Annotated in this window: 20 protein-coding genes and 1 other RNA gene; 9 read left to right on the forward strand and 12 right to left on the reverse strand. The window is 64.8% G+C overall.

Going from position 1 to position 24,451, the window contains the following annotated elements; all coding sequences use genetic code 11:
- Positions 1–220 precede the first annotated feature (220 nt).
- Positions 221–1,849, forward strand: a complete 1,629-nt coding sequence (locus J0O65_RS10350; RefSeq protein WP_215406473.1) for a methyl-accepting chemotaxis protein — start codon at positions 221–223, stop codon at positions 1,847–1,849.
- 169 nt (positions 1,850–2,018) lie between these two features.
- Entirely contained in the window at positions 2,019–3,827 is a 1,809-nt protein-coding gene (locus J0O65_RS10355) for a putative bifunctional diguanylate cyclase/phosphodiesterase (protein ID WP_215406475.1), read from the forward strand.
- Here J0O65_RS10355 and J0O65_RS10360 read toward each other — a convergent pair.
- The 8 genes from J0O65_RS10360 to J0O65_RS10395 form a co-directional block, all read right to left on the reverse strand.
- Positions 3,814–4,197 carry a DUF3325 domain-containing protein gene (locus J0O65_RS10360; protein ID WP_251373637.1) on the reverse strand — a complete coding sequence of 128 codons (384 nt, stop codon included), beginning with the start codon at positions 4,195–4,197 and terminating at the stop codon, positions 3,814–3,816. The two genes, J0O65_RS10355 and J0O65_RS10360, sit on opposite strands and share 14 nt — an antisense overlap.
- Complete coding sequence (locus tag J0O65_RS10365; protein ID WP_215406477.1) at positions 4,194–5,825, reverse strand: PepSY-associated TM helix domain-containing protein; 1,632 nt, start codon at positions 5,823–5,825, stop codon at positions 4,194–4,196. Before J0O65_RS10365 ends, J0O65_RS10360 begins: the two co-directional genes overlap by 4 nt.
- The gene (locus J0O65_RS10370) at positions 5,822–6,157 is read right to left on the reverse strand and encodes a DUF3649 domain-containing protein (protein WP_251373638.1); all 336 of its coding nucleotides are present in this window, start codon (positions 6,155–6,157) and stop codon (positions 5,822–5,824) included. Before J0O65_RS10370 ends, J0O65_RS10365 begins: the two co-directional genes overlap by 4 nt.
- Before the next feature lie 2 nt (positions 6,158–6,159).
- The gene (locus tag J0O65_RS10375; RefSeq protein WP_215406478.1) at positions 6,160–6,906 is read right to left on the reverse strand and encodes a DUF4198 domain-containing protein; all 747 of its coding nucleotides are present in this window, start codon (positions 6,904–6,906) and stop codon (positions 6,160–6,162) included.
- A 72-nt stretch (positions 6,907–6,978) separates the two neighbouring features.
- On the reverse strand, positions 6,979–9,240 hold the full coding sequence (locus J0O65_RS10380; RefSeq protein WP_215406480.1) for a TonB-dependent siderophore receptor: 2,262 nt from the start codon (positions 9,238–9,240) through the stop codon (positions 6,979–6,981).
- A gap of 270 nt (positions 9,241–9,510) precedes the next feature.
- The gene (locus tag J0O65_RS10385) at positions 9,511–11,907 is read right to left on the reverse strand and encodes a TonB-dependent siderophore receptor (protein WP_215406482.1); all 2,397 of its coding nucleotides are present in this window, start codon (positions 11,905–11,907) and stop codon (positions 9,511–9,513) included.
- Between the two features lie 90 nt (positions 11,908–11,997).
- Entirely contained in the window at positions 11,998–13,101 is a 1,104-nt protein-coding gene (locus J0O65_RS10390) for a FecR family protein (RefSeq protein ID WP_215406483.1), read from the reverse strand.
- Positions 13,101–13,586: a sigma-70 family RNA polymerase sigma factor gene (locus tag J0O65_RS10395; RefSeq protein ID WP_215406486.1), complete on the reverse strand. Its 486-nt coding sequence runs from the start codon at positions 13,584–13,586 to the stop codon at positions 13,101–13,103. Before J0O65_RS10395 ends, J0O65_RS10390 begins: the two co-directional genes overlap by 1 nt.
- A 166-nt stretch (positions 13,587–13,752) precedes the next feature.
- Between J0O65_RS10395 and J0O65_RS10400 the strand changes: the two genes are divergently transcribed.
- Positions 13,753–15,384: an alpha-D-glucose phosphate-specific phosphoglucomutase gene (locus tag J0O65_RS10400; RefSeq protein ID WP_215406488.1), complete on the forward strand. Its 1,632-nt coding sequence runs from the start codon at positions 13,753–13,755 to the stop codon at positions 15,382–15,384.
- Between the two features lie 62 nt (positions 15,385–15,446).
- On the opposite strand, the gene J0O65_RS10405 is transcribed toward J0O65_RS10400, so the two are convergent.
- On the reverse strand, positions 15,447–17,021 hold the full coding sequence (locus J0O65_RS10405) for a POT-type proton-dependent oligopeptide transporter (RefSeq protein WP_251373640.1): 1,575 nt from the start codon (positions 17,019–17,021) through the stop codon (positions 15,447–15,449).
- A gap of 536 nt (positions 17,022–17,557) precedes the next feature.
- Between J0O65_RS10405 and J0O65_RS10410 the strand changes: the two genes are divergently transcribed.
- Positions 17,558–18,106 carry a PadR family transcriptional regulator gene (locus J0O65_RS10410; RefSeq protein WP_251373641.1) on the forward strand — a complete coding sequence of 183 codons (549 nt, stop codon included), beginning with the start codon at positions 17,558–17,560 and terminating at the stop codon, positions 18,104–18,106.
- Positions 18,103–19,353 carry an MFS transporter gene (locus J0O65_RS10415; protein ID WP_215406490.1) on the forward strand — a complete coding sequence of 417 codons (1,251 nt, stop codon included), beginning with the start codon at positions 18,103–18,105 and terminating at the stop codon, positions 19,351–19,353. Before J0O65_RS10410 ends, J0O65_RS10415 begins: the two co-directional genes overlap by 4 nt.
- Positions 19,354–19,357: 4 nt before the next feature.
- On the opposite strand, the gene J0O65_RS10420 is transcribed toward J0O65_RS10415, so the two are convergent.
- The 3 genes from J0O65_RS10420 to groES all read right to left on the reverse strand — a co-directional run bounded on the left by J0O65_RS10420 (position 19,358) and on the right by groES (position 22,042).
- On the reverse strand, positions 19,358–19,828 hold the full coding sequence (locus J0O65_RS10420; protein ID WP_251373642.1) for a hypothetical protein: 471 nt from the start codon (positions 19,826–19,828) through the stop codon (positions 19,358–19,360).
- A gap of 219 nt (positions 19,829–20,047) precedes the next feature.
- Positions 20,048–21,697 carry a chaperonin GroEL gene (gene groL / locus J0O65_RS10425; RefSeq protein ID WP_215406492.1) on the reverse strand — a complete coding sequence of 550 codons (1,650 nt, stop codon included), beginning with the start codon at positions 21,695–21,697 and terminating at the stop codon, positions 20,048–20,050.
- A 54-nt stretch (positions 21,698–21,751) separates the two neighbouring features.
- On the reverse strand, positions 21,752–22,042 hold the full coding sequence (groES, locus tag J0O65_RS10430) for a co-chaperone GroES (RefSeq protein WP_010400979.1): 291 nt from the start codon (positions 22,040–22,042) through the stop codon (positions 21,752–21,754).
- 534 nt (positions 22,043–22,576) lie between these two features.
- On the opposite strand from groES, the gene J0O65_RS10435 reads away from it, so the two are divergent.
- The 4 genes from J0O65_RS10435 to ssrS all read left to right on the forward strand — a co-directional run bounded on the left by J0O65_RS10435 (position 22,577) and on the right by ssrS (position 24,432).
- A complete protein-coding gene (locus J0O65_RS10435) occupies positions 22,577–23,323 on the forward strand; it encodes a hypothetical protein (protein WP_215406494.1) in 747 nt (248 codons plus the stop codon).
- 35 nt (positions 23,324–23,358) lie between these two features.
- A complete protein-coding gene (locus J0O65_RS10440) occupies positions 23,359–23,742 on the forward strand; it encodes a hypothetical protein (protein WP_251373643.1) in 384 nt (127 codons plus the stop codon).
- Positions 23,742–24,053, forward strand: coding sequence for a cell division protein ZapA (locus tag J0O65_RS10445; RefSeq protein ID WP_152250380.1), 312 nt, complete (start codon positions 23,742–23,744; stop codon positions 24,051–24,053). Before J0O65_RS10440 ends, J0O65_RS10445 begins: the two co-directional genes overlap by 1 nt.
- 201 nt (positions 24,054–24,254) lie before the next feature.
- Positions 24,255–24,432: non-coding RNA, 6S RNA (gene ssrS, locus J0O65_RS10450), on the forward strand.
- Positions 24,433–24,451 lie beyond the last annotated feature (19 nt).

Consider the following 24,451-nt stretch of genomic DNA (forward strand, 5'->3'; position numbering starts at 1 on the left):
CGGCAAGATTGCCCGCCTGACCATCCTGCGGGCGCGGCAATATGGCCAGACAGTCAATCTTCCCGTGTAATTTGTTGTTTCTATGTTGAAAGTGTTTCTCTAGCGAAAGCGTCGCTTGGTTTTTCACGGGGCGCGCCGCATGATTTCCTTATTTGGTGAGAATTGGATAGATTTGGCGGCGTCTTTGTTGCCATCCTGTTCTTGCCGTCGGGAGAAACACATGCAACTTGCGAATCTGAAAATCTCCGTCCGCCTGGGTCTGTTGGGCGCCTTCTTCTTTCTTGCGCTGGTGTTCGTCGGCGCGCGCGGCTGGAGCGCGCTCGACGCGGCCAGCGCGCGCGCCAACGAGGCCATGCAGCGCTCCGTGGCCCTGACGGAAGCGGTGGATGCGGCGCGCAGCGCGCAGGTGGAATTCAAGATCCAGGTGCAGGAATGGAAAAACATCCTGCTGCGCGGCGGCGATGCGGCCGCTTTCCGGCGCTACCGCGAAGCCTTTGTTGCCAGTGGCGCGCAGACGCGCAAGGAATTAAAAAACCTGCAGGCGATGATGGGCGCATTAAAACTCGACACGGCGCCCGTGGAGCAGGCGCTGCAGGCGCACGACGCGCTGGGCGTGAGCTACCTGGCGGCATTGCAAAAGTATGATGGCGCGCGCGCCGACAGCGCCCAGACCGTCGATGCGCTGGTCAAGGGCATGGACCGCGAACCGACGCGCCAGATCGACGCCATCGTTGCCGTCATCGGCAAGCAGTCGCACAGCCTGACGGCGCAGATGAAGGAGCAGGACGCGGCCGCGCACCGCAGCGCCAGCATCGCCATGCTGGCCACCGTGCTGGTGACCCTGGTCGTCGGGTCCGTCACCGTGTGGTGGCTGATCCGCAGCATCACCGTGCCGCTGGGCGCGGCCGTCGGCATCGCCCAGCAGGTGGCGGCGGGCGACTTGCGCGCCGTCGTGGCCGACGGCAGCCGCGATGAAATCGGCGACCTGCTGCGCGCCTTGAAGGCGATGAGCGGCAACCTGGCCGCCATCGTGGGCCGCGTGCGCAGCGGCACGGACGCCATCGCCACGGCGTCGAGCGAAATTGCCAGCGGCAATATGGACCTGTCCTCGCGCACGGAAGAGCAGGCCAGCTCGCTGGAAGAGACGGCCGCCTCGATGGTCGAGCTGACCTCTACCGTGCGGCAGAATAACGACAACGCCGACCAGGCGCGCCAGCTGGCCGGCGGCGCGTCCGACGTGGCGCAGCGTGGCGGCGAGGCCGTGGCGCAGGTGGTGCAGACCATGAGCCACATCAACGCCTCGTCGAAGCGCATCGTCGACATCATCGCCGTCATCGACGGCATCGCTTTCCAGACGAATATCCTGGCCCTGAATGCGGCCGTGGAAGCGGCGCGCGCGGGCGAGCAGGGACGCGGTTTCGCCGTCGTGGCGACGGAAGTGCGCAGCCTGGCGCACCGTTCGGCAGCGGCGGCCATGGAAATCAAGCAGCTGATCGGCGAATCCGTGCGCACGGTGGAAGAGGGCAGCGTGCTGGCCGGCCAGGCGGGGCGCACGATGGATGAGGTGGTGAGCAGCGTGCAGCGCGTCAACGCCATCATCGGCGAGATCGCCGTGGCCAGCGTGGAGCAGCGCGACGGCATCGAGCAGATCAGCATCGCCATCAGCCAGATGGATGGCGTGACGCAGCAGAACGCGGCGCTGGTGGAGCAGGCCGCCGCGGCCGCGGACGCGCTGCAGCAGCAGGCGGCCAGCCTGGCCGACGCCGTCAGCATCTTCAAGCTGCACGGCACGCCCAACGTGGCCGTCCCGGCGGGCGCCGCCCCGGCGCGGAAGCTGTCGCTGGCCTGACGCGGGCGTGCCGCCGTGCCGCTTGACGCCAGTCAAGCGGCGCCCCATCAGGCAACTATCGCGCCGAAATTCTTATACTATTTCCTTTCCGCATGGTTCTGCGCCCGGCCGCATGGCGCGCGTTGCAAAGGAAAAGCATGTCTTCCATCTCTAGCCTGCCGGGTGACGCATGACGGCGCTGCTGCTGGCCCTGTGCCTGACCCTGGCCGTGATGCTGAGCGTGCTGCTGGCCTGCCAGTGGCAGGCGGCGCGCATGTGGCGCCTGCGCCATGCGACGGGCGTGGTGCTGCAGGCGGCGCAGGCGCGGCGCATGGCCGATGCGCTGGCGCTGCTGCATGCCTTGCCGGCGGCCGTCGTCGGCACCGACCACGACGGCGTGGTGCGCTACCTCAATCCCCGCGCCAGCGCCATGGGCGGGCGGCTGGGCGACGATGGCCTGGGCCAGCCCGTGACGCAGCTGCTGCCGCTGTTCCACGACGGCACGCCCGTCGATGCGGCGCGCCAGGTGCGCGACTGCGTGGCGCGGCAGGAAGTGCTGGAGGTGGTGCGCGGCGCCGTGCTGCTGCGCCATCTCGATGGCAAGCGCATCGACGTGCAATACAGCTGCGCGCCGCTGGCGCAGGGCGGCGCGGTGCTGCTGCTGCACGACGTGTCGGCGCGCCGGCGCGCCGAGCAGCAGCTGGAATTCATCGCCCACCACGACGGATTGACGGGGTTGCCGAACCGCCTGCATTTCCAGATCCGCTTCGAGCACGGCATCGCCTACGCGCGCCGCCACCAGGCTTTGCTGGCCGTCCTGTTCGTCGACATCGACCGCTTCAAATCCATCAACGACAGCCTGGGGCACGACGTGGGCGACCAGGTGCTGACGGAGTTCGCGCGCCGGGTGCAGCAGTGCGTGCGCAAGGTCGACACGGTGGCGCGCCAGGGCGGCGACGAATTCATCATCCTGCTGACGGAATTGCGCACGGCGCACGATGCGGAGCGGGTGGCCGAGAAAATCGTCGGCGCCATCGCCGCGCCCTTCGTCATCGGCGAATACAGCCTGTCGGTGGCGGCCAGCGTGGGCGTGGCCCTGTACCCGGATGACGACGACGACGTCAATGCGCTGATCGAAAAGGCCGACCTGGCCATGTACGCGGCCAAGCGCCACGCGCCGGGCACCTGCCTGCGCTACGCGCCGCGCATGCAGACGCAGTCGTATTCGCGCACCATCCTCGAGACGGCCCTGCGCCACGCGCTTGAACGCGACGAGTTCGCCCTGTTCTACCAGCCGCGCATGGACTTGAAGACGCGCACGATCACGGGCGTGAAGGCGCTGCTGCGCTGGAAGCACCCGGAACTGGGCCTGATGATGCCGCTCGATTTTTTACCGGTACTGGAGGAAAGCGCGCTGATCCTGCCGGTGGGCGCCTGGGTGATGGCCACGGCGGTGGAGCAGGCGCGCAGCTGGATCGCGCAGGGGCAGATGCTGACGGTGTCCGTCAGCCTGTCGGCGCGCCAGTTCTACCAGCGCGATATCGCGCGCAATTTCGCCGCCGCGCTGGACGCGGCCGGCGTGCCGGGCCATTGCATCGAGCTGGAAATCGCCGCCGGCATCCTGATCGACCGCAACCAGAACTGCGAACTGATACTGCGCCAGTTCCGCCAGCTGGGCATGGCGATCGCCATCAGCGATTTCGGCACGGGCGACGCTTCGCTCAATTACCTGAAACGCTTTCCCACGGATGCCGTGAAGATCGAAAAGTGCTTCGTCGATGACGTGGGCAAACCGGGCGGCGACGGCGCCATGGTGCGCGCCATCGTGGCGATGGCGCGCACGCTGGGACTGCGCACCATCGCCGGCGGCGTGGAAAGCGGCGAGCAGCTGGAACTGCTGGCCGAGATGGGCTGCGACGAGGCGTTTGGCTATTTTCTCGGCCGCGCCATGGCGCCCGAGGGCATCGAGGCGCTGCTCAAGTCGCCTAGCCCGGCCTGACGGACAGCGCCGCCAGCAGCACGGCGGCCAGCACGGCCGCGCGGCCGGCAACGCGCGCCAGGCGCATGGCCTGGCGCGGCGCATACGGCAGCAGCCAGATCAGCAGCAAGCCGCAGCCCGTCAGGCTGCCGACCCAGTAGACGAGGCCGTAACCGCCGCCGGCGAGGTGCATGGCCCAGGCCAGTCCCGCCGCCAGCGTCAGCGACCCGGCCCACTGCAGGCGGCGGCGCAGCGGTGCGGGCGGTTCGGCGCCGCGCCCGTGCAGGTCGGCATAGTGGCGGTCCATCGCCAGGCACAGCGACGACAGGCCCGCGTAGCACAGGGCGAAAACAAGGAAATTTGCGAGGAAGTCGGCTAACAGCTCCATCATGCGGCCTCCATCGTTTGCGCCGGTTTCACCGCATCCGTTGCCTTGTGTGCCTTGGCCGCTTTCACGGGCAGCGGTTTCAGTTTGAATGCCGCATACGCGAGGCCCACGCCCAGCACCAGCACCACCAGGTCGAAGGCGGCCACCGCCACGGGGCCGCGGCCCAGGAACAGGGTCACGCCGAGGTGCGAACTGGTGGTGAAGACGTTCAGCACGGGCAGGGACGCCAGCAGGAAGGCGCCGGCGGCCAGCTGCATGCGCCACATGGCGCGCGAGGGGCGCAGCTGGGCGATGATGGCGGCCAGGGCCCAGGCGCCGAAGAAGCAGGCGATTTCCTCTTTTGGCCGGTCTGCCATCGTCACAGGCAGCAGGCGGTTGGCCCAGAAATAGGCGCCGAAGGCGATCGGCATGCCGGCGATGGCGCCGATGTTGAGCGCTTCCACCAGGCGCAGGCCGAAGCTGGCGCGCTTGCCGGCGGCCAGCGCCTTGGCCTGCTTCTGGCGCGTCTTGACGGCCCACAGCAGGGCGCCCGTGGCGACCATGGCGCAGCCGGCCAGGCCGGAGAGGAAGAACAGGGCGCGCAGCAGCGGTCCGCCGAAATGCGCGACGTGCAGGCCGACCATCACGCCGTGCGTGGCGGCCGCGCCGGGCTGCGCGTCGCCGTCGGTGGCCAGCAGCTTGCCGGACACGCCATCGAATTGCATCGACGGCTGCTTCGACGACATGTCGCGTCCGCCGGCGCGCGTCAGCGAAATGGTGGCGTTGGCATCGCCCGGGTGGTTCACGGAAATGCGCTCGACCTTGCCGCCCCAGTGCTGTTCCGCCTGGCGCACGAGGGGCGCGAACGGCGTCAGCGGCGCGGCCACGCCGGCCGGCTTGCCGTCGCCCGTACGACCAGGGAAGGCCTCGGCGAAGAAGGCGTCCTGGTCGCCCTTGTAGGCGGCCGTGGCGCCGGACGGCATGTACAGGAACATCAGGGTGACCAGGCCCGTGTAGGTGATCATGATGTGGTAGGGCAGGGCCAGCACGGCCGTCACGTTGTGCGCGTCGAGCCACGAGCGCTGGCCCTTTTTCGGCCGGAAGGTAAACAGGTCCTTGAAGATGCGCTTGTGCGTGACGATGCCGCTGATGATGGCAACGAACATGAACATGGCGCAGAAACCGACGATCCAGCGGCCCCAGATGGCCGACATGTAGTGCAGGTCGAAATGCAGGCGGTAGAGGAATTCGCCGCCGCGCGTCTCGCGCGGCTTGGACAGCACCTCGCCCGTGGCCGGATCGGCTTTTTCGCTATGAAAATTGCCGCGCCGTCCGCGTTTTTTCTCGCCCGCTTGCGATGGCTTGCTCCAGCCCAGCTGCGTGGCGGGGCTGCGTTCGCCGGGCAGGCTGATGAACCAGCGCGTGGCGCCCTGGGCCCGCTCCTGCATCGCCTGCTGCGCCACCTTGGCCGCTTCCTCGGTGCTCACCTGGCTGGCGGCGGCGCCGTGCAGTTCGGGCTGCATCCACAAGGTGATTTCATTGCGGTAGTAGCTGGCCGTGCCGGCGCAAAACACCAGCAGCAAGATCCAGCAGACGAGCAGGCCGGACCAGGTGTGCAGCCATGCCATCGACTGGCGGAAACCTTCTTTCATGCGAGACTCCAGGAGAGTGCGTCCATCCACTGCAGGATGGCGGCGATGACGGCGGCCGGAATCAGGAGACCCAGCCAGGCGCGCAGGGCGCTGCGCGTGGCGAAGACCCACAGCACGGCGCAGGTGTAGATGGCAAACGACAGCAGGGTGGCCGTCATGACGGCTTCGGCTCGGGCCATGGGCAGGCTCACCGACAGCAGCATGGTGAGCAGCGCGGCCAGCACGTAGCCGCCGACGATGGCCGCCACGCTGCGCGACGCCACGCCGAGGCGGTAGACGGCGCCGGCGGAGAGCCGCAGGCGCGGCATTTTAATGATGGCTGGCGCTTGCATGGTCAGTCGTGATCCTTGCTCGGTGGCTGGGCCGGGCCGGCCGGCAGCGGCGTCACGCCGTGCGGCTGCAGCAGGCTCAGGGTGGTCACGAACATGGCCTTGTCATAGGCTTGCGCACCGCGCTGGCCGGCCGTCTTGTCCGTGTGCTGCACTTCCAGTACATAGCTGCCCTTCCATGGCAGCGGGAAGCTGACCAGGCCTTGCGCATCGCTCCACGCTTCCTTGCCCCAGCCCGATTGCACCACGGCGTTGACCTTGGCTTGCGCCAGCGGCTTGCCCCGGTAGCTGACCTGGAACTGGCCCGGTTGGCCGGTCGGCACCAGGTCCAGGGTCAGCGCGGGCGCTTGCGCCTTGCCGTCGGCGACCAGGCGCGCGGCGGGAATCCACACGGTGCGCGTGCTCTTGCCATCCTTCTTTTCTTCCCATGACGGGTAATTGTCTTCCTCGACGACGATGCTTTCGCCGGCGCCCACCTTGCCATTCAGGATGAACGCGCCAGCCGTCTTGCTTGCCTGCAGTGGCTGCACGCCTTTGGCCGAGATCCACGTCACGTTCCTGATGCTGAACTTGTCCAGCAGGCCGGGCGATGCTTCGCGCAGGTTGTCGCCAAATTCACCGAAGTACACGCTGGCTGCCTTGCCGTCCTGCTGCAGCCAGATCTGGTGCGCGCTGGCCGAGCCAGAAGCGAGGGCCGCGCCCAGCAGGGCGGCGGCGAGGGCGCCGAGGCGCGCGATGGAAGTGAGGTGCATGGTGTATCCCTTATCTTGTTATGTGAAATGGACAAAGCGGCCGCGTTCCCGGGGGCAGCGGCCTGCGATGCATCAGTACTGGTAGCGCAGGTTCAGCGCCACGTTGCGCGGTTCGCCGTAATAGCCGCCGTTATAGAAACCCACGCGGCGGAAATACGTCTTGTCGAACAGGTTGTTGACATTCAGGCTGGCCGACAGTTGCGGGCTGATCTGGTAGCGCGCCATCAGGTTGGCCAGCACGTAGCTGCCCTGGCTGACGCGGATCTTGCTTTTGTTCGGCAGGGTGGCCATCGTCCAGATATCGTTCTGCCAGTTCAAGCCGCCGCCGACGGTGAGATTGTGCAGCGCGCCCGGCAGGCGGTAGGTGGTCGAGACGCGCAGCATATTGCTCGGCTGGATGGTGTTGGTCAGCACGCCCTTGCCCGTCTTCGATTTGCTGTGCGTGTAGCCGGCGAACAGCTGCCAGCCTGTCATCGGACTGCCCGACACTTCCGCTTCGTAGCCGCGGCTTTTCGTGCCCTTGCCCGTCGAGACATACGGACGGTTGCCGTCCGGCAGCACGAAGGTCGGCGGCACCGAGCTGTCTTCCTCGCCCAGATTGTCCTGTTTGGCTTCATACACGGCGAACGAGGCATTGACGGCGCCGTCGAAGAATTCGCTTTTCACTCCGCCCTCGATGTTGCTGCCCGTGATCGGGTCGAGGAAGGCATTGTTCTTGTCCTTCAGGTTCTGCGGCTTGAACAGGTCCGTGTAGCTGGCGTACAGCGAGGTGCTCTTGCTGACGTCGAGCACCAGGCCCGCATACGGCGTGACGACATCGTCCGTCTTGTAGGCGGAGCTGCGCTTCGCAAAACGGCCCTGGGTATCGTAGCGGTCGTTATACGTTTCCCACTTCGAGACGCGCGCGCCGGCCAGCACCTTCAGATTGTCCATGACGTTGATGCGCGTGGCGATGAAGGCGCCCGACTGTTTGGTGGTGGCGACGTCGCGCGCGCCCGTGCGCAGCATGGCCGGCTCGGGCACGTCGCCCGTCCAGTGGCGGAAGTCGGGAATGGTGGTGGCGAAGGGCAGCGGATCCTCGAACTGCGTTTCATTCGTCGTGCCCGCGCGCTTCCAGCCATTCACGCCCAGCACCAGGTCGTGCCGGCGGCCGAACAGGGGGAAGGCGCCATTGGCCGACAGGTCGAAGTTGTCCTGCTTTTCATCGTAGGGGAAGGCGCTGCTCCACACGCCCAGGCCGGAGCCGTCGCGGTTCGGGTAGCCGCTGCCGCCGTAGAACAGCTTGCCGTTCGATGCGCTGTCCAGGCGCCCGTAGGCGGCCTTGATCTTCCAGTCGTTGGCGAAGCGGTGTTCGAGGTAGACGTATTTGTTTTCGAATGCGCGCTCCCAGCTGCTCCACTTGGCCGCCATGTTGAACGAGCGGGGCATGTTGGCCGGCGTGCCATCGCTGAAGAACAGGGGCGTGGTGCCCCAGCTCGTGCCTTTCGGCGTGTTCTTTTGATAGTCGATGCCGGCCGTCAGCATGGTGTCCGGCGTCAGGTCCGCCTCGACGATGACGGCGCCCACCAGCTTGCGTTCCTGGTACAGGTCCATATAGGAATGGCGGTTCTGGCCGGCCACGACGACGCGACCGCGGATGCTGGCGTCCGCGTTCAGCGGCGCGCTGACGTCGCCTTCGAGCCGGACCTTGCTCCAGGAACCGACGGTCAGTCCGGCCGAGGCGGAAAATTCCTTGCCGGGACGCTTGTGCAGCATGTTGATGGTGGCCGACGGGTCGCCATTGCCGCTGACCAGGCCCGTGGCGCCGCGCACGATTTCGATGCGGTCATAGATGGCCGTGTCGAACAGCGCATTCGACCCGGAATTGACGGCCACGCCGTCGATCTGGTAATTGCCGATGGAAAAGCCGCGTGCCGAAAAGTTCGTGCGTTCGCTGTCGTTTTCCTGCACCGTCACGCCCGTCGACTGCACCAGCACCTCGGCCAGGCTGTTCAAGCCCATGTCGTCCATGCGCTGGCGCGTCACCACGGAAATCGATTGCGGCGTTTCGCGGATCGACAGGCCCAGGCGCGTGGCCGTGGCCATCTGTCTGGTCGTGTAGGAGCCAGTATGCTCGGTCGATGCCTTGTCTTGCTGGCCCAGCACCTTGATTTCGCCCAGGGTGGCTTCCGCGGGTTCAGCGGGCGCATCGGCAGCTACGGACGCGCCCGCGCCCAGCGCCGCCGTCAGCAAGGCCGCATGCATGGCGATGGCCAGCGGCCGGATGCGCAATGCAGGGAGGACGGGGAAAATCGTGGCGGCAACGCTGCCGGCCAACGAATGTGTTCGTGCCATGAAACATCCTTCTTCTCGTGCGCCTGCCGTCGTGCGGCACGCTTTATTGGTAGGGGAAGGCTTGCTTGGCGGTGGTGCCTGGCTGGCGCAGCATGTCATCCAGCCGCGCATCAGTCAGGCGACTGCGTGCAGACTCGGGAGTGAGTCAAATGTGAATGAGAACTATTCTTATTATAGTGCGGGGTTGCGAGACATGCAAGAGTGCGATGTTGCAAACGAGCACGGCCGCTCCATTGCTGGCGGCGGCCGTGCAAGCGCAAGCGCGGGCGTTTACAGCTGGCCGCGCAGGGTCAGCATGGCGTTGCGTGGTTCGCCGTAGAAGTTGGAACCATAGGCGGCCCACACGCGCGTGTAGTACTTCTTGTCGAACAGGTTGTTTACCGTCAAGGACAGCTCCAGCTTGGGACTGAGGCGGTAGCCCGCCTGCAAGCCCACCGTGGTGACGGGGCCCTGCTCGAATTTCACGGGCCCGTTCAGGCGGTACATGCTGCTGACGCTGCGCAAACCGCCGCCCACGCTGATCTTGTCGAGCGCGCCGGCCAGCCGGTAATTAGTCCACAGATTGAAATTGTGGCGCGGCGCGATGAAGGTGTACAGCTGGGCCTTCTGGTCGTCGCTGCCTTCGAGGGTGCGCGTGCTGGTGTAGGAATAGCCGCTCGTGATGTTCCAGCCCGGCAAGGGGCTGCCGCTCAGCTCGGCTTCCAGGCCCTGGCTGCGCATCTTGCCGGCGCCGATGGAAAACAGCGGGTTGGCCGGATCGGGCATGACGCGGTTTTCGTCTTCCATGCGGAACAGGGCCGCATGCGCGTTGACGTCCTTGTCGAACAGCTCCGCCTTCAGGCCCAGCTCGAATTGCTGGCCCGTGCGCGGCTTCAGGGTTTGGCCGGCAGCGTCCGTGGTGGTCTGGGGCGAGAAGATGCGCGTGTAGCTGCCGTAGGCCGACACCTGTTTGTCAAGCTCGTAGAGCAGGCCCGCGTACGGCGTGAATTTCGCGTTGATGGTGTCGCTGACGTCGGTGAACTGGTTGAAATACGCGTTGCGGTTGATGGTATGGTTGTGCCAGTGCGTCAGGCGCCCGCCCAGATTGACGGCCAGCCGGTCCGTCGCCTGCAGGCGGGTGCGCGTGTACAGGCCGAACTGCTTCGTGCGGTTGTCATTGCCGTTGGAGAAAGTATAGCTGGGCTGTGGCACATTGTTATCCGGGTGGAAGATGTTGATCGGTGCATTGTCGCCGCCGCCATACTGGAAATTCTTGTGCACCTGGCGGTAGTCGGCGCCCACGATCAGGTCGTGGCTGCGGCCAAACGCCTGGAACGGCGTGGCCAGCCAGGCGTCGAGCCCCTGCGTCTTCCAGTGGCTGCGGTAGGTCCAGCTGACCAGGCAGCTGTCGCCCGTGACGGGATCGGCCGCGCAGTCGGACCAGCCGAAATGGCGCGACGGTTCATCCTGCTCGCGGTGCAGGGCGGTCACCTTGAACTGGCCGCCGTTGTCCAGTTTGTGATCGAGTTCGGCAAAGTATTCGGTGACTTTTTCCGTGATGTGGTTCCAGGCCGGATCCAGGTACGTTGAACGGGGCACGTCGAGCAGGCGCCCGTCTTCATACGCGGGCAGGCCGAAGGCGGGACGGCCCTGGTATTGCTGGTGGGTGACGCCGCCCGTCAGCACGGTGTCCGGCGCCACGTCGACGGCGACGGTGCCGTACAGCAGCGGTTTTTCCGCATACACGTGGTCGACGAAGGAGCGCCGGTGTTCATACGCGGCCACCAGGCGGCCGCGCACCTTGCCGTCCGCGCTCAGGGGACCCGTCACGTCCGCTTCCGCGTAGTAGCGGTCCCAGGAACCCGCGCTGAGCACGCCGCTAGCGGCAAAGGTGTCGCGCGCCCGCTTGCGCACCAGGTTGATGGTGCCGCCCGGATCGCCCGCGCCCTGGAACAGGCCGGCCGGTCCGCGCAACACTTCCACGCGGTCATAGATGGCCAGGCCGAAACCGGCCGACAAGTCGTTGCCCGTGCTGGCCGGCGTCATCACGCCATCGACCTGCACGCTATCGAGCGCATGGCCGCGCGAATAAAAGTTGCCGTGGTTGCCGCCCGTGCTGCTCGCTTCGACGGTAATGCCCGTCACGCCGCGCATGGCGTCGTCCAGGCTCAGCAGGTTCTGGTCGTTCAGCTGCTGGCGCGTCAGCACGGAGACGGACTGGGGAATCTCGCGCAGGCTTTGCCGGCCCTTGCCGATGCTCACCGCTTGCGCCGCATACGATTTGGTCAGCTCGGTATCGCTGGTCGCCTCCTGGCGCGCGCTGACGGTGATTTCCGCCAGGGTCGCCACCTTGCCTGTGGCAGCAGGCGTGGGGCGGATGATGACGCTGTTGCCGTCGATGGCAGCCGTCAGACCGCTGCCGGCCAGCAGGCGCTCCAGGCCGTCGGCCACGCTGAGGCTGCCGCTGACGGCGGGTGCCGTCTTGCCTGCCACGAGGTCCGGCGCGAACAGCAGTTGCAGATTCGCTTGCCGGGCCAGCTCATTCAGGGCTTGTCCCAGCGGCTGGGCGGCGATGGACAGTTTGACGGTGGGGGCCGTTTGCGCGTGCGCCAGGGAAAAGCTACCCAGTGCCAGCATGGCGGCCAAGGCGAGGGGGGCGGGTGTCAGATTGAGGCGGGGGGACCACATGTTGCATTTCTCCAGGTTAATTTATTGTCGATTAACTGGGTAGACGCGGCAGTGGATCAAATCCTCACCTGCGAATGAGAATTATTTTCATTAATTTTGTTGCAGTTGCATGAGCGGCGCCTGCGCGGCGGCTTTCGGCGCCATGCCGATGGTGCTGACGGTGCCGCTGCGCACGATCTGCACGGGCAAGAGCTGGGGCAGGGCGGCGGCGAAGCGGTCCAGCTGGGTCAGGCTGAAGCTGCCGCCGATGCGCAGCTGCGCGACGGCCGGATCGCGCACGACCAGGCCCGTGTCGCCATAGCGCTCGAACTCGGCCAGCGCCGCACCCAGGGGCACGTTGTCGAAGGTGACCCTGCCTGCGCGCCAGGGTGCCACGCTGTTCGGGGCCAGGCTGGCGACCTCGGACAAGTGACCGCCGGCATCACTGCTGACGCCCTGGCCGGCCCGCAGGTCGACCAGTTCCTGTCCCGCGCCCGCCACGCGCACGTGGCCTTGCTGCACGGCCACGCGCAGGCCGCCGTCGTGCTCGAGGGTATTGCGCACGGCAAATTGCGTGCCCACCACCGTCACCGTCAAAGGGCCGCTGAGCACGTCGAAGGGCTGGCCCTGCTTCGATTGCACCTGGAACAGCGCTTCACCGTGCGCCAGGCGCACTTCGCGGCGCTGGCGGTACAGCGTGACGTGCAGCTGCGTGGCCGTGTCGAGCTGCACCTGGCTGCCGTCGGGCAGCGCGACGGCCAGGCGCTGGCCGCGCATGGTGGCATACGACTGGCTGAAGACGGGTTGCTGCCACCACTGGTAGCCGCCCGCGCCCACGCTGAGCAGCAGCATGGCGGCGGCCGCATACGGCAGCGCGCGCAGCCAATGACGGCGCGGCGCCTGCGGTGTCACGTGCGTTGCGGCTGGCGGCACCGCCCAGCGCGCGGCGAACTGTGCGGGAATCCGGCGCGCCACGCGGTGCGTGCTTTGCAGTTGCGCGTAGGCTTCGGCATGGGCCGGATCGGCCGCCTGCCAGGAGGCGAACTCGGCCTGTTGTTGCGCGGTCAGGGCATGGCGGCGGCTGAACCAGGTCGCCGCGGCCAGCGCCACGTCATCTTGTGTGGCGGCAAAGTCGGCGTACTCGCGCAAGTCCGCCTGCTCCTGGGCCGAGGGGCCGAAATCGTGGCGGGGCGGGTGGGCGGTCATGCCCGGCATTATGCGCATTCCCGCAGAGAACGCAACTGCGCCTGGCAACTGAGCATGCCCCGCGCGATATGTTTTTCCACCATGCTCACGGAAATGCCCATGCGCGCGGCGATTTGCGCGTGCGGCAATTCCTCGAACACGTGCAGCACGAAGGCGTCGCGGCAACGGGGCGGCAAGGCGTCGATGGCGGCCACGCAGGCTTGCCAGTCCTGGCTGCTTTCCAGCGCCTTCTCCGGCTGCAAATGGCGCGCTGCGGCCGGATGCGCGGCCTCCGGCAGGGCGTCGAGTGCCTCATGCTGGCGCAAGGCGGCGCGGCGATGCTGGTCGATCAGCAGGTTGCGCGCCGTGTGGTACAGCAGCGCGCGCGGCTCGCGTACGGCCGCTTCGCTCAGCACGCGCGCATAGCTTTCCTGCACCAGGTCGGCGGCAGCCTCGCGGTTGCGCAAGCTGCGCCAGCAAAAGTTCAACAGTTCTTGGTAATAGCGTGCAACCACGGCGTCCGATATATGAGTCCGCAGCCAGGAATGCCGCATATGAGAATGATTCTCATTATATGGCATGCCGGGATGTTGCGCTAAGCGGCTTGCCGCACCGTGGCAGACGTACAACGTTTTGCCGCTGGTCCGGCATGGGTTAACATGGGGAGTCAAGGGAGGCAACATGGGTATACAAATCATCAATACGGCGCCGATTGCCGGCCAGCGGCCAGGCACGTCGGGCCTGCGCAAGAAGGTGGCTGTCTTCAGCGCACCGCAGTACCTGGAAAACTTCGTGCAGAGCGTTTTTGACACGCTCGGCGACTGCCATGGCCAGACCCTGGTGCTGGGCGGCGACGGCCGCTTTTACAACCGCGCGGCGATCCAGACGGTGCTGCGCATGGCGGCCGCGCATGGCTACGCGCGCGTGCTGCTGGGGCAGGGCGGCATCCTGTCGACGCCGGCCGTCAGCTGCGTGATCCGCAAGCATGGCGCCAGCGGCGGCCTCATCTTGTCGGCCAGCCATAATCCGGGCGGCCCCGATGGCGATTTCGGCATCAAGTACAACATCGCCAATGGCGGCCCGGCGCCCGAGAAGGTCACCGAAGCCATCTATGCCCGCACGCAAGCCATCACCGAATACCGCATCAGCGACGCTGCCGACATCGACCTCGACAAACCGGGTGCGGTGCGCATCGAGCAGATGACGGTCGAGGTGATCGACCCGGTGCTTGATTACGCCGAACTGATGCGGCAGCTGTTCGATTTCGACGCCATCCGCGCCCTGTTCGCGGGCGGCTTGCGCCTTTGCTTCGACGGCATGCACGCCGTCTCCGGCCCGTATGCGACGGCCATCCTGGAAGACATGCTGGGCGCTACCAAGGGCAGTGTCATCAACGGCGTGCCCCTGGAAGACTTCGGCGGCGGCCACCCGGACCCGAATCCCGTCAACGCGCAGGAATTGATCGCCATCATGGCGGCCGGCGATGGCCCCGACTTCGGCGCCGCCTCGGACGGCGACGGCGACCGCAACATGATCGTCGGCCGGCGCTTCGACGTCACGCCGTCGGACAGCCTGGCGATTCTGGCCGCCAACGCCAGCGTGGCGCCCGGCTACCGTGGGGGCTTGAAGGGCATCGCCCGCTCCATGCCGACGTCGGGCGCGGCCGACCGGGTCGCCAGCGCGCTGGGCATCCCGTGCTACGAGACGCCGACGGGCTGGAAGTTCTTCGGCAGCCTGCTCGACGCGGATATGGCGACGCTGTGCGGCGAAGAGAGCTACGGCACGGGCTCGGACCACGTGCGCGAAAAGGATGGCCTGTGGGCCGTGCTGTTCTGGCTCAACCTGCTGGCAGCGAAAAAACAATCGGTGGAAGACATCGTGCGCGCGCACTGGGCGACCTATGGCCGCAATTACTATTCGCGTCACGATTACGAAGACATCGACAGCGCCGGCGCGCAGCAGCTGATGGAAGCCGTGCGCGGCCGGCTGGCCGCCCTGCCGGGCCAGGTGTTCGATGGCTACACGGTGGCGCTGGCCGACGATTTCAGCTACACGGACCCCGTCGACGGCTCGGTGGCGACGCGGCAGGGCATTCGCATCGTCATGACGGATGGCGCGCGCATCGTGCTGCGCCTGTCCGGCACGGGCACTGAAGGCGCCACCCTGCGCCTGTATCTGGAGCGTTACGAAGCCGATCCCGGGCAACACAGCATCCCGACCCAGCAAGCGCTGGCGGGACTGATCGCCGTGGCCGAGCAGGTGGCGCAGATCCGCGCGCGCACGGGGCGCGATGCGCCGAGCGTGACGACGTAAAAAAAGGGCGCCCGAGGGCGCCCTTCTTCATTGCGGCAGATTTGTCGTAGATCAAGCCGGCATCACGCCTTTGCCGGGATGGCCGCCTGGCGGTAGTTGTCCACCATCTTGTAGCGCTTCGCATACAGGCCGAAGGCCAGCATGGCGACGGCGGCGAAGGCGGCGAAGAAGAACATCTGGAAGGCCGTCACGCTGATGCCGCTTTCGGCGATCTTGCCGATCACGCCTTCGTTCATGACGCTGCGGTTGACGATCAGCACCCACAGGTTGCCCACCGTGGTCGACAGGTTCCAGAAGCTCATGATGGCGCCCTTCATCGAGACGGGCGCCTGGCTGTAGGCAAACTCCAGTCCCGTCGCCGAGACCAGCACTTCGCCGAACGTCAGCAGGGCATACGGCAGGATCTGCCACATGATGGAGACGGCGTTGCCGCTGTCGAGGGCCAGTTGCAGCAAGCCGATGACGATCCAGGCCAGCGAGGAAAAGCCGATGCCGGCCGTCATGCGGCGCAGGGCCGTCGCTTCCAGGCCGAAGCGGTTGAGCATCGGGTACAGCACCAGGTTGTTGAACGGGATCAGCAGCATCACCAGCATCGGGTTCAGCGCCTGCATCTGCGCCGGCAGGAACCAGCTTGGTTTTTCCATGGTGTTCGCCTGCACGATCCAGGTCGAGGCCTTCTGGTCGAACAGCGAGAAGAAGGGCGTGACGAGGGCGAAGATGACGAGAATGCGCAACACGGCGCGCACGCCTTCGACGGCTTCGTCCGGGTGGATGCCGCGCGCGCGTTCCAGCTGCATGGCCGTGCCGATGCTGCCGAAGGCCAGCAGCAGGACCAGCGCCGTACATGCGGAAATCACGAAGCCCCATTCGGGAATGCTGTAGAACGCATACAGGGCGCCGATCACGCCGACATACGCCACGTACAGGCCGGGACGCGAGCCGCCGTCGACGCGCGCCAGCAGGGCCGTGCGGGCCACGCGGGTGAACGAATCGGGATTCGGCGGCGCCGGCGGCACGTGCACGTATTTCTTGGCGCCCATCCAGAAGACGATGGTGGCGGCCAGCATCATGATGCCGGGGATGCCGAAGGCGATGGCCGGACCGTAGTCGCGCAGGAACATCGGCATCAGCAGCGAAGCGAAGAAGGAGCCGAAGTTGATGATCCAGTAAAACATGTCGAAGACCAGCTTGGCCTTGTGCTTGTTGGTCTGGTCGAACTGGTCGCCGACGAACGAAGCGACGAGCGGCTTGATGCCGCCGGAGCCGAAGGCGATCAGGAACAGGCCGAAATAGAAGCCGTTGACGCTGTTTTCAAAGATGGCCAGGCAGGCGTGGCCGGCGCAATACACAAGGCTGAGCCAGAAGATGGTGTTGTACTTGCCGAAGAAGCGGTCGGCCAGCCAGCCGCCCAGCAGCGGGAAGAAATACACGCCGATGACGAAGGTGTGGAAGACGTGCTTGGCTTCGCCCGTGCGCTGGTCGATCGGGATCATCAGCAGCAGGGTGCTGATGAGGAATGGCGTCAGGATGTTGCGCATGCCGTAAAAGCTGAAGCGTTCGCAGCCTTCGTTGGCGATGATGTACGGTATTTGCCGGGGCATCTTGCCCGTGGCGGTGTGTGTCTCGGCCGATGACATTGGCTCTCCCCAAGTTTTTTTTGTAAGCCGCGATGCTAAGGCCTGCCGCGTTTGCTTGCAACAGAAAAAACGGCCTGTCCGCTATTTCGCAGGGATTTGTAAGGTATTGATTTCCATAAAGACATTACTTTCGGCACTTGCACTGGCACTTGCACGAGCGGGGCGGGACAGCCACAGCCGCATCGGCAGCATGCCGTCCGACGCGGGACGGTCTTCCAGGGTAAAACCGCAACCCAGGACAGGGGCGACGCCGCGTGCTTGTCCTGCGCCACGGGCAGGTGCAGGCATGGGCTATGGCGGCCTGCAATGGCGATCAATTGTTCGCCGTTAAAAACGCCAAATATTATTTGGTGAAAAGTGACGCGCAAGCGCTTGGTTGTCTGTGCCTGCGCCAAGCCGCTTTCCGCCGCATGCGTGGCGCGGAAGGCGGCGGGCATGTGGGCGAGTATCGGGCTTCGATACCGGAAAGTAAACCTTGCGTTGCGGCGGTATCGAACATAAGATATATCTTATTGCGATATATCTTAAGGAATGCCATGTCCCTTTTTCTTTGCGGTACGCACCCGCTGCGCGCGGCGGCCCACAGCCAGGGCGATGCGCCGGCCGCCGCGGCCGCCAAGCCTGTTCCCGCCGCGCGCGGGCCGAAAATGTTTGATGCGGGCACCTTGCGCTACCTGGTGCTGCAATTGATCGCCGACAAGCCGCGCCACGGCTACGACATCATCCAGGCCATCGCGCAGCGCGCCGGCGGCGCGTATGCGCCCAGCCCCGGCGCCATCTATCCGCTCATGCATGGCCTGGTGGGACACGGTTACGTGGCCGTCAGCCTCGATGGCAACAAGAAACTGCACAGCATCACGCCGGAAGGGCTGGCCTTCCTGGACGCCAACCGCGCCTATGTCGACGCCATCGCCGCCCGCGTGTGCGCACCGGCCGATGGCGACGCTGACTTGCGCCACCTGATGCACGAACTGAAGGCCGCGGTGCTGGCGCGCGGGCACATGGGCGAGCCGGACGCGGCCCGCCTCGACGCCATCCGCGCCATCCTGCGCCAGGCCCGTGCCGAGATCGAGGCGCTCGCATGATGGGCGCACCGAAGGCCGCGCCCGTCCCCATGCTGACGCCGGCCCGCGAGCGCGCGATGCTGTGGCTGCTGGCCCTCACGCAATTTACCGTCATCATGGATTTCATGGTGATGATGCCGCTGGCGCCCCAGCTGATGCAGGCTTTTCACATCGGCCCGGCGGCCGTGTCCGGCGCCGTCTCGGCCTACGCCTGGTGCGCGGGCCTGTCCGGCTTGCTGGCGGCCACGTATATCGACCGCTTCGACCGCAAGAAGCTGCTGCTGACCATGTTTTGCCTGTTCACCTTGTCGAATCTGGCTTGCGCGCTGGCGCCGACCTTCCACGTGCTGCTGTGGTCGCGCGCCTTTGCCGGGCTGACGGGCGGCGTGCTGGGCGCCATGGTCATGGCCATCATCGGCGACGTGATTCCTGCCGAGCGGCGCGGCGCGGCCACGGGCATCGTCATGACCTCGTTTGCCATGGCGGCCGTGGGCGGCGTGCCCATCGGCGTGGTGCTGGCCGCGCACTTCGGCTGGGCTTCGCCGTTTTTCCTGCTGGTCGTGCTGTCGCTGCTGGTCTGGCTGGGCGCGGCGCGCGTGCTGCCCTCGCTGACGGCGCACATGGGCGCGGCTGCCACGCCGCTGCGCCAGGTGCTGCCAAAGCTGCTGGCGCTGTTCCGCGAGCGGCGCCACCTGCAAGCGTTTGCCTTGTCGATTGTCAACATGACGGCGGGCATGCTGGTGATTCCCTTCATTTCGCCCGTACTGGTGGGCAATATGGGACTGGCGCCGGCCGACGTCACCTGGGTGTACCTGGCGGGCGGCTGCGCCACGATCTTCACGGCGCGCCTGATCGGCCGCTGGGCGGACCGGGCCGGCAAGCAGCAGGTGTACCGCTGGGTCTCGCTGCTGTCGATCGCGCCGCTGCTGTTCATGACGCATTTGCCCCAGTTGCCGCTGCTGGGGCTGATGCTGGCGTTTCCCTTCTTTATGGCCTTGGTGTCGGGCCGCATGGTGCCACTGCAGGCGCTGTTGACGACGATACCCGAGCCGCACAAGCGCGGCGCCTTTCTCAGCGCCAATGCAGCCCTGCAAAGCCTGGGCAGCGGCCTGGGCGCCTGGCTGGGCGGCTTGAGCCTGCAGACGGACGCGGCCGGCCACATCAGCGGTTATGGCGTCAATGGCTGGCTGGCGGCGGGCTTGTCGCTGTGGACGGTGTGGTGGGTGGCGCGCGTGCGCGGCGCGGCGCCGCAAGGGGCGCCGGCGTAGGGTGTTACTGCGTGGCGATGCGCTGCATGGGCGCGTTGTCCTTGCGCCACTGCTCCAGGCTGATCAGCTCACCGCTGACGATGTCGTCGACGAGGATGCGCTTGCCGTCAGGCGTCACGACAAAGCTTTCCCAGCGGTGCGCCGCATCGGGCGTGCTTTCGAAAAAGCTCAGCTGATAACAGGCGACGCCATCGACGAGGCGCGTCTCGGGCGACGTTTCCATCACGGCGCCGTGCGCGCGGCCGCCCGACGCCTTTTCGATATGCGCCGACCAGGCCTTAATCTCCGGCAACGCCATCAAGGCATCGACGGCGCGCGCATTCTGCTCTTGCGCCGGGCTGCTCGCGGCCGGGGGATTGCCTGCGCGCGGCGCGGACTGCTGGTGCAGGTAGAACGCGCCGAGCCCGGCGGCCAGCAAGCCGGCCAGGATGCCGGCGATGATGGTGGTTTTGGAAGAAGAGGCGCGTGGCGGCATGGCGGTGGTGGCGTCAGAAGGTGAAGGATGGCGGCCATGCTAAAGCAAAACGCCCGCACGGGCAATCGTTGGAATTGCTAAAAAGAAAGACGAAAAAAAAGCCACCTTCCGTAGAAGGTGGCTTTCGGGGCCGCCGGGCGGGCGCTGGCAGGTCCTGGCTTGCCAGCGCCTGTCCGGCGTAAGCGTCCCTGCGCGCCGTCGGCGCGGGGACGCCGGACATTACATCATGCCGTCCATGCCGCCCATGCCGCCCATGCCACCCATGCCGCCGCCCATGCCGCCGGCTGCCTTGTCGTCAGCGATTTCGCAGACCATGCAGTCGGTCGTCAGCATCAAGGATGCGATCGAAGCGGCGTTTTGCAGCGCCGAACGGGTCACTTTGGCTGGGTCCAGCACGCCCATTTCCACCATGTCGCCATACGTGCCGTTGGCAGCGTTGTAGCCGTAGTTGCCCGAGCCAGCCAGAACGGCTGCCACGACGACCGAAGCTTCTTCGCCAGCGTTTTGCACGATCATGCGCAGTGGCTCTTCCATTGCGCGCAGGACGATCTTGATGCCGGCGTCCTGGTCAGGGTTGTCGCCCTTGATCGCGATGTTGGCGCGTGCACGCAGCAGGGCTACGCCGCCGCCTGGCACGATGCCTTCTTCCACGGCAGCGCGGGTCGCGTGCAGTGCATCTTCAACGCGGGCTTTTTTCTCTTTCATTTCGACTTCGGTGGCTGCGCCAACCTTGATCACGGCAACGCCGCCAGCCAGTTTGGCCACGCGCTCTTGCAGTTTTTCACGGTCGTAGTCCGAGGTCGCTTCTTCGATCTGTACGCGCACTTGTTTCACGCGTGCTTCGATCGAGGCAGCTTCGCCGGCGCCATCGATGACGATGGTGTTTTCCTTGCCCACTTCGATGCGTTTCGCCTGGCCCAGTTCGGCCAGGGTCACTTTTTCCAGGGTCAGGCCGACTTCTTCAGCGATCACTTGACCGCCGGTCAGGACAGCGATGTCTTCCAGCATGGCTTTGCGACGGTCGCCGAAGCCAGGGGCTTTCACTGCGCAGGTTTTCAGGATGCCGCGGATGTTGTTCACCACCAGGGTCGCCAGCGCTTCGCCTTCGATGTCTTCGGCGATGATCAGCAGTGGACGGCCAGCTTTGGCGACTTGTTCCAGTACCGGCAGCAGGTCACGGATGTTCGAGATTTTCTTGTCGCACAGCAGGACGAATGGGCTGTCCAGCACGGCAACTTGCTTTTCCTGGTTGTTGATGAAGTATGGCGACAGGTAGCCGCGGTCGAACTGCATGCCTTCAACGATGTCCAGCTCGTCGTTCAGCGACTTGCCGTCTTCGACGGTGATGACGCCTTCCTTGCCGACTTTTTCCATCGCTTCAGCGATACGCTCGCCGATCGATGCATCCGAGTTGGCCGAGATCGAACCGACTTGGGCGATTTCCTTGGTCGTGGTGCAAGGACGGGCGATTTTCGCCAGTTCTTCGACGGTGGCGGCAACGGCCTTGTCGATACCGCGCTTCAGGTCCATCGGGTTCATGCCGGCGGCAACGAACTTCATGCCTTCGCGCACGATGGCTTGTGCCAGCACGGTCGCGGTGGTGGTGCCGTCGCCGGCGTTGTCGCTGGTGCGGGAAGCAACTTCCTTGACCATTTGCGCGCCCATGTTCATGAGCTTGTCTTTGAGTTCAACTTCTTTCGCTACCGACACACCATCCTTGGTGACGGTAGGGGCGCCGAACGAGCGCTCCAGGACCACGTTGCGGCCTTTCGGGCCCAGCGTGACTTTGACTGCGTTGGCCAGGACATTGACGCCTTCGACCATCTTGGCGCGCGCTGCGTCGCCGAATACTACTTCTTTAGCTGCCATGTTCAATTCTCCAGAGATTTCGGAATAGATCTACTTAATAAAACGTGGAAACAATTACTTGACGACGATCGCCATGATGTCTTCTTCGCGCATGACCAGCAGCTCATCGCCGTCAACTTTGACGGTTTGGCCGGCGTACTTGCCGAACAGGACGCGGTCGCCCACTTTGACATCCAGAGGACGGACTTTGCCGTCGTCGAGAATCTTGCCATTGCCTACGGCAAGGACTTCGCCTTGATCCGGTTTTTCAGCAGCTGCATCAGGAATGATGAGGCCGGACGCAGTCTTGGTTTCCTGGTCGAGGCGTTTGACGATGACGCGATCGTTCAATGGGCGCAGATTCATACAAAACTCCTTAAAGTTCAATGGATAGGTGTTGCCAAATGAATACATGCCTGGCACAGCGCCAGACGTGCTTTCAGTGACCGCCGTTGAAAGCAGCCCGCAACGGTCAAGCAACCCCCATGTCATCCTGTCCTTGCCTGTCTGCGGCAGTGGTGCATCGCGGCGTCGCCCGCCGCGTAGCGTTCCCTGCAGTGGTCTGGCAAGCACCATCAGTCCTGAGGATTGCTACGAAAGAGTTTGTTAGCACTCTCTACTAACGAGTGCTAATTATAGGGACGGTAGGGGGCAACTTCAAGGGCTTATTCAAAGGGAACATATAGATAGATGCTGAGCAGAGCCTGCATCTACACAGGGTTTGCGCCAGCGCAAGCCTCGTTCCCGGGCGTCAGCAACAGGCGCGACTCTAGCATGCCGTCCGGAGAGGGGGCGTTCCTGTACGCACAGGAAACAGAGTTTGACTATGAAATTTGATAAGATGATTGCAATTGCATATCATTATTACCACATATCGCCACCTGCGCCAGAAAGCACACCATGTCATTCCCGATTTCCAGCCCCTCCCTGCGCCTGCTGGGCGCCGCCCTCATCGGCCTCGCCTGCCTGGGTAATGCTGGCGCGCAAACGCCCACCATCGTCGACGAGATCACCGTGGCGACCCTGACGCCGCAGGAAAAGGAAATGTTGCTCAACGACTTGTTCAACGATTTGAACAAGGATGACGACGACCAGGAAGCCCATGTATGGGACAACGGCGGCGACAAGGGCGTGCCGGTGAAAGTCACGTATAACTTCAGCAACTCCGGCATGACGGAGCACAGCCTGAAGGCGCACGTTTGCCGCGACCTGAAATTCGTCGTCACGGCGGCAGGCAAGTCGCAGGACCTGAGCCGCCGCACCTGTTCGCAGAACAGCGGCCGCTGGGATGTGCAGGGCAAGGACCCGGCGCCCGTCGTGGCTCCGCCTTTCCTGTCCGACGTCACCGTCGCCAAGCTGAATGCGCAGGAACAGAAATCCTTGCTGACGGCCGCCGTGCGCACCCTGAAAGATGAAGAGGATGGCAAGAGCCGGCAGTGGAGCAACAAGGGCCTGGGCAATGCGGCGCCGCTGACAGTGCGCCTGACGCCCTCGCGGACGGACGCCAAACCTGGCAGCTACCGCCGCACTTGCCGCGACTTGACGATGGTGCTTGAGGGCAAGGGCGGACAGCAGACGCTGACGCGCCGCTCTTGCGAAAACAGCTATGGCGGACTCGATATCGAAGCCGATTACGTCGACGAGTAAAACGCTGCCGTCGCGGTGCTGGCGGATGCGCGCAGATGGCAAAAGCGCCGGAAAAAGCGTGTATTGTCCGCCAACTGCCCTGCATTGATGTAAATATGTGTGACAGCGGCGTGATTCGATTGACGCCCATGGAGCGTCCGCCCTATAGTGGCGGGATGATTTCCGAATTCAACGAATTATCCGACAAAATAGGCCTGCTGGCCGAAATGACCCATGCGCTGCGCCGTGAAAACGCGCAACTGCGCAAGGACAATGCCGCGCTGGCCGCCGAGAACGCCCTGTATGTGCAACGCATGCGCGAGGCGCAGGAGCGGGTGGAAGCGTTGCTGGAAAAAATTCCCGAACTGGTGCAAGCGGGCCTGGAGCAAGCCGCTTCGGAAGCGGGCGCCTCTATTGCCGAGAACGAGAAGGAAGCGTAATGTCGCGTGTCGATGTCAATATCATGGGCCAGTCCTACAGCATGGTGTGTCGCGACGGCGAAGAGCGCGCGCTGCGCGAAGCGGCGATCTATCTTGATAGTAAAATGAAAGCCATCCGCGACGCGGGCAAGGTCAAGGGCAACGACCGCATCGCCGTGCTGGCCGCCCTGGGCGTGGCCGCGGAATTCCTCTCCGTGAAGTCGCCGCAAGGTCCGCTGTCGGAATTGACGATACTGGAAGTGAAGCAGAAAATCTCGGCCATGCATACCGTCCTTGATAGCGCATTGACGCCCCAGGAAAACCTTTTTTAAACACCGAATCAAACCTACTGCGCGTCGCGCATTGCGGCCTGCGATGCTCGCTGCCTCGGCGGCCCCGTGCTAGCACAGCTGCGCTTCTTAGCCACAATTCATCACCGCTCGCTACGGTTTTATTCGGTGTTATTAATTGGATTTTAAGCGGGCACGGTACGATTTGTCTTTGCGATGCGCGATCAAAGGAGTAAACTTGGGTCTACCCTGCGGTGTTCGCGATTGCCATATATTCCTTGAACCATTTATGCGCATCGGTTGCGAATTTTGTTTGATGGGAGTGAGCGTCGCTCGTTCGACGAACCCGAAATTGAACTAACGTGACCACCTTGAACCGTTTGGTTCGGGATGCCGGCATAGCGGCACAGGCGGGGCCCAATTTGCAGTACAAAGAAAAC

The organism is Janthinobacterium sp. JC611 (genome assembly GCF_018682595.1).
Taxonomy (GTDB): domain Bacteria; phylum Pseudomonadota; class Gammaproteobacteria; order Burkholderiales; family Burkholderiaceae_D; genus Janthinobacterium.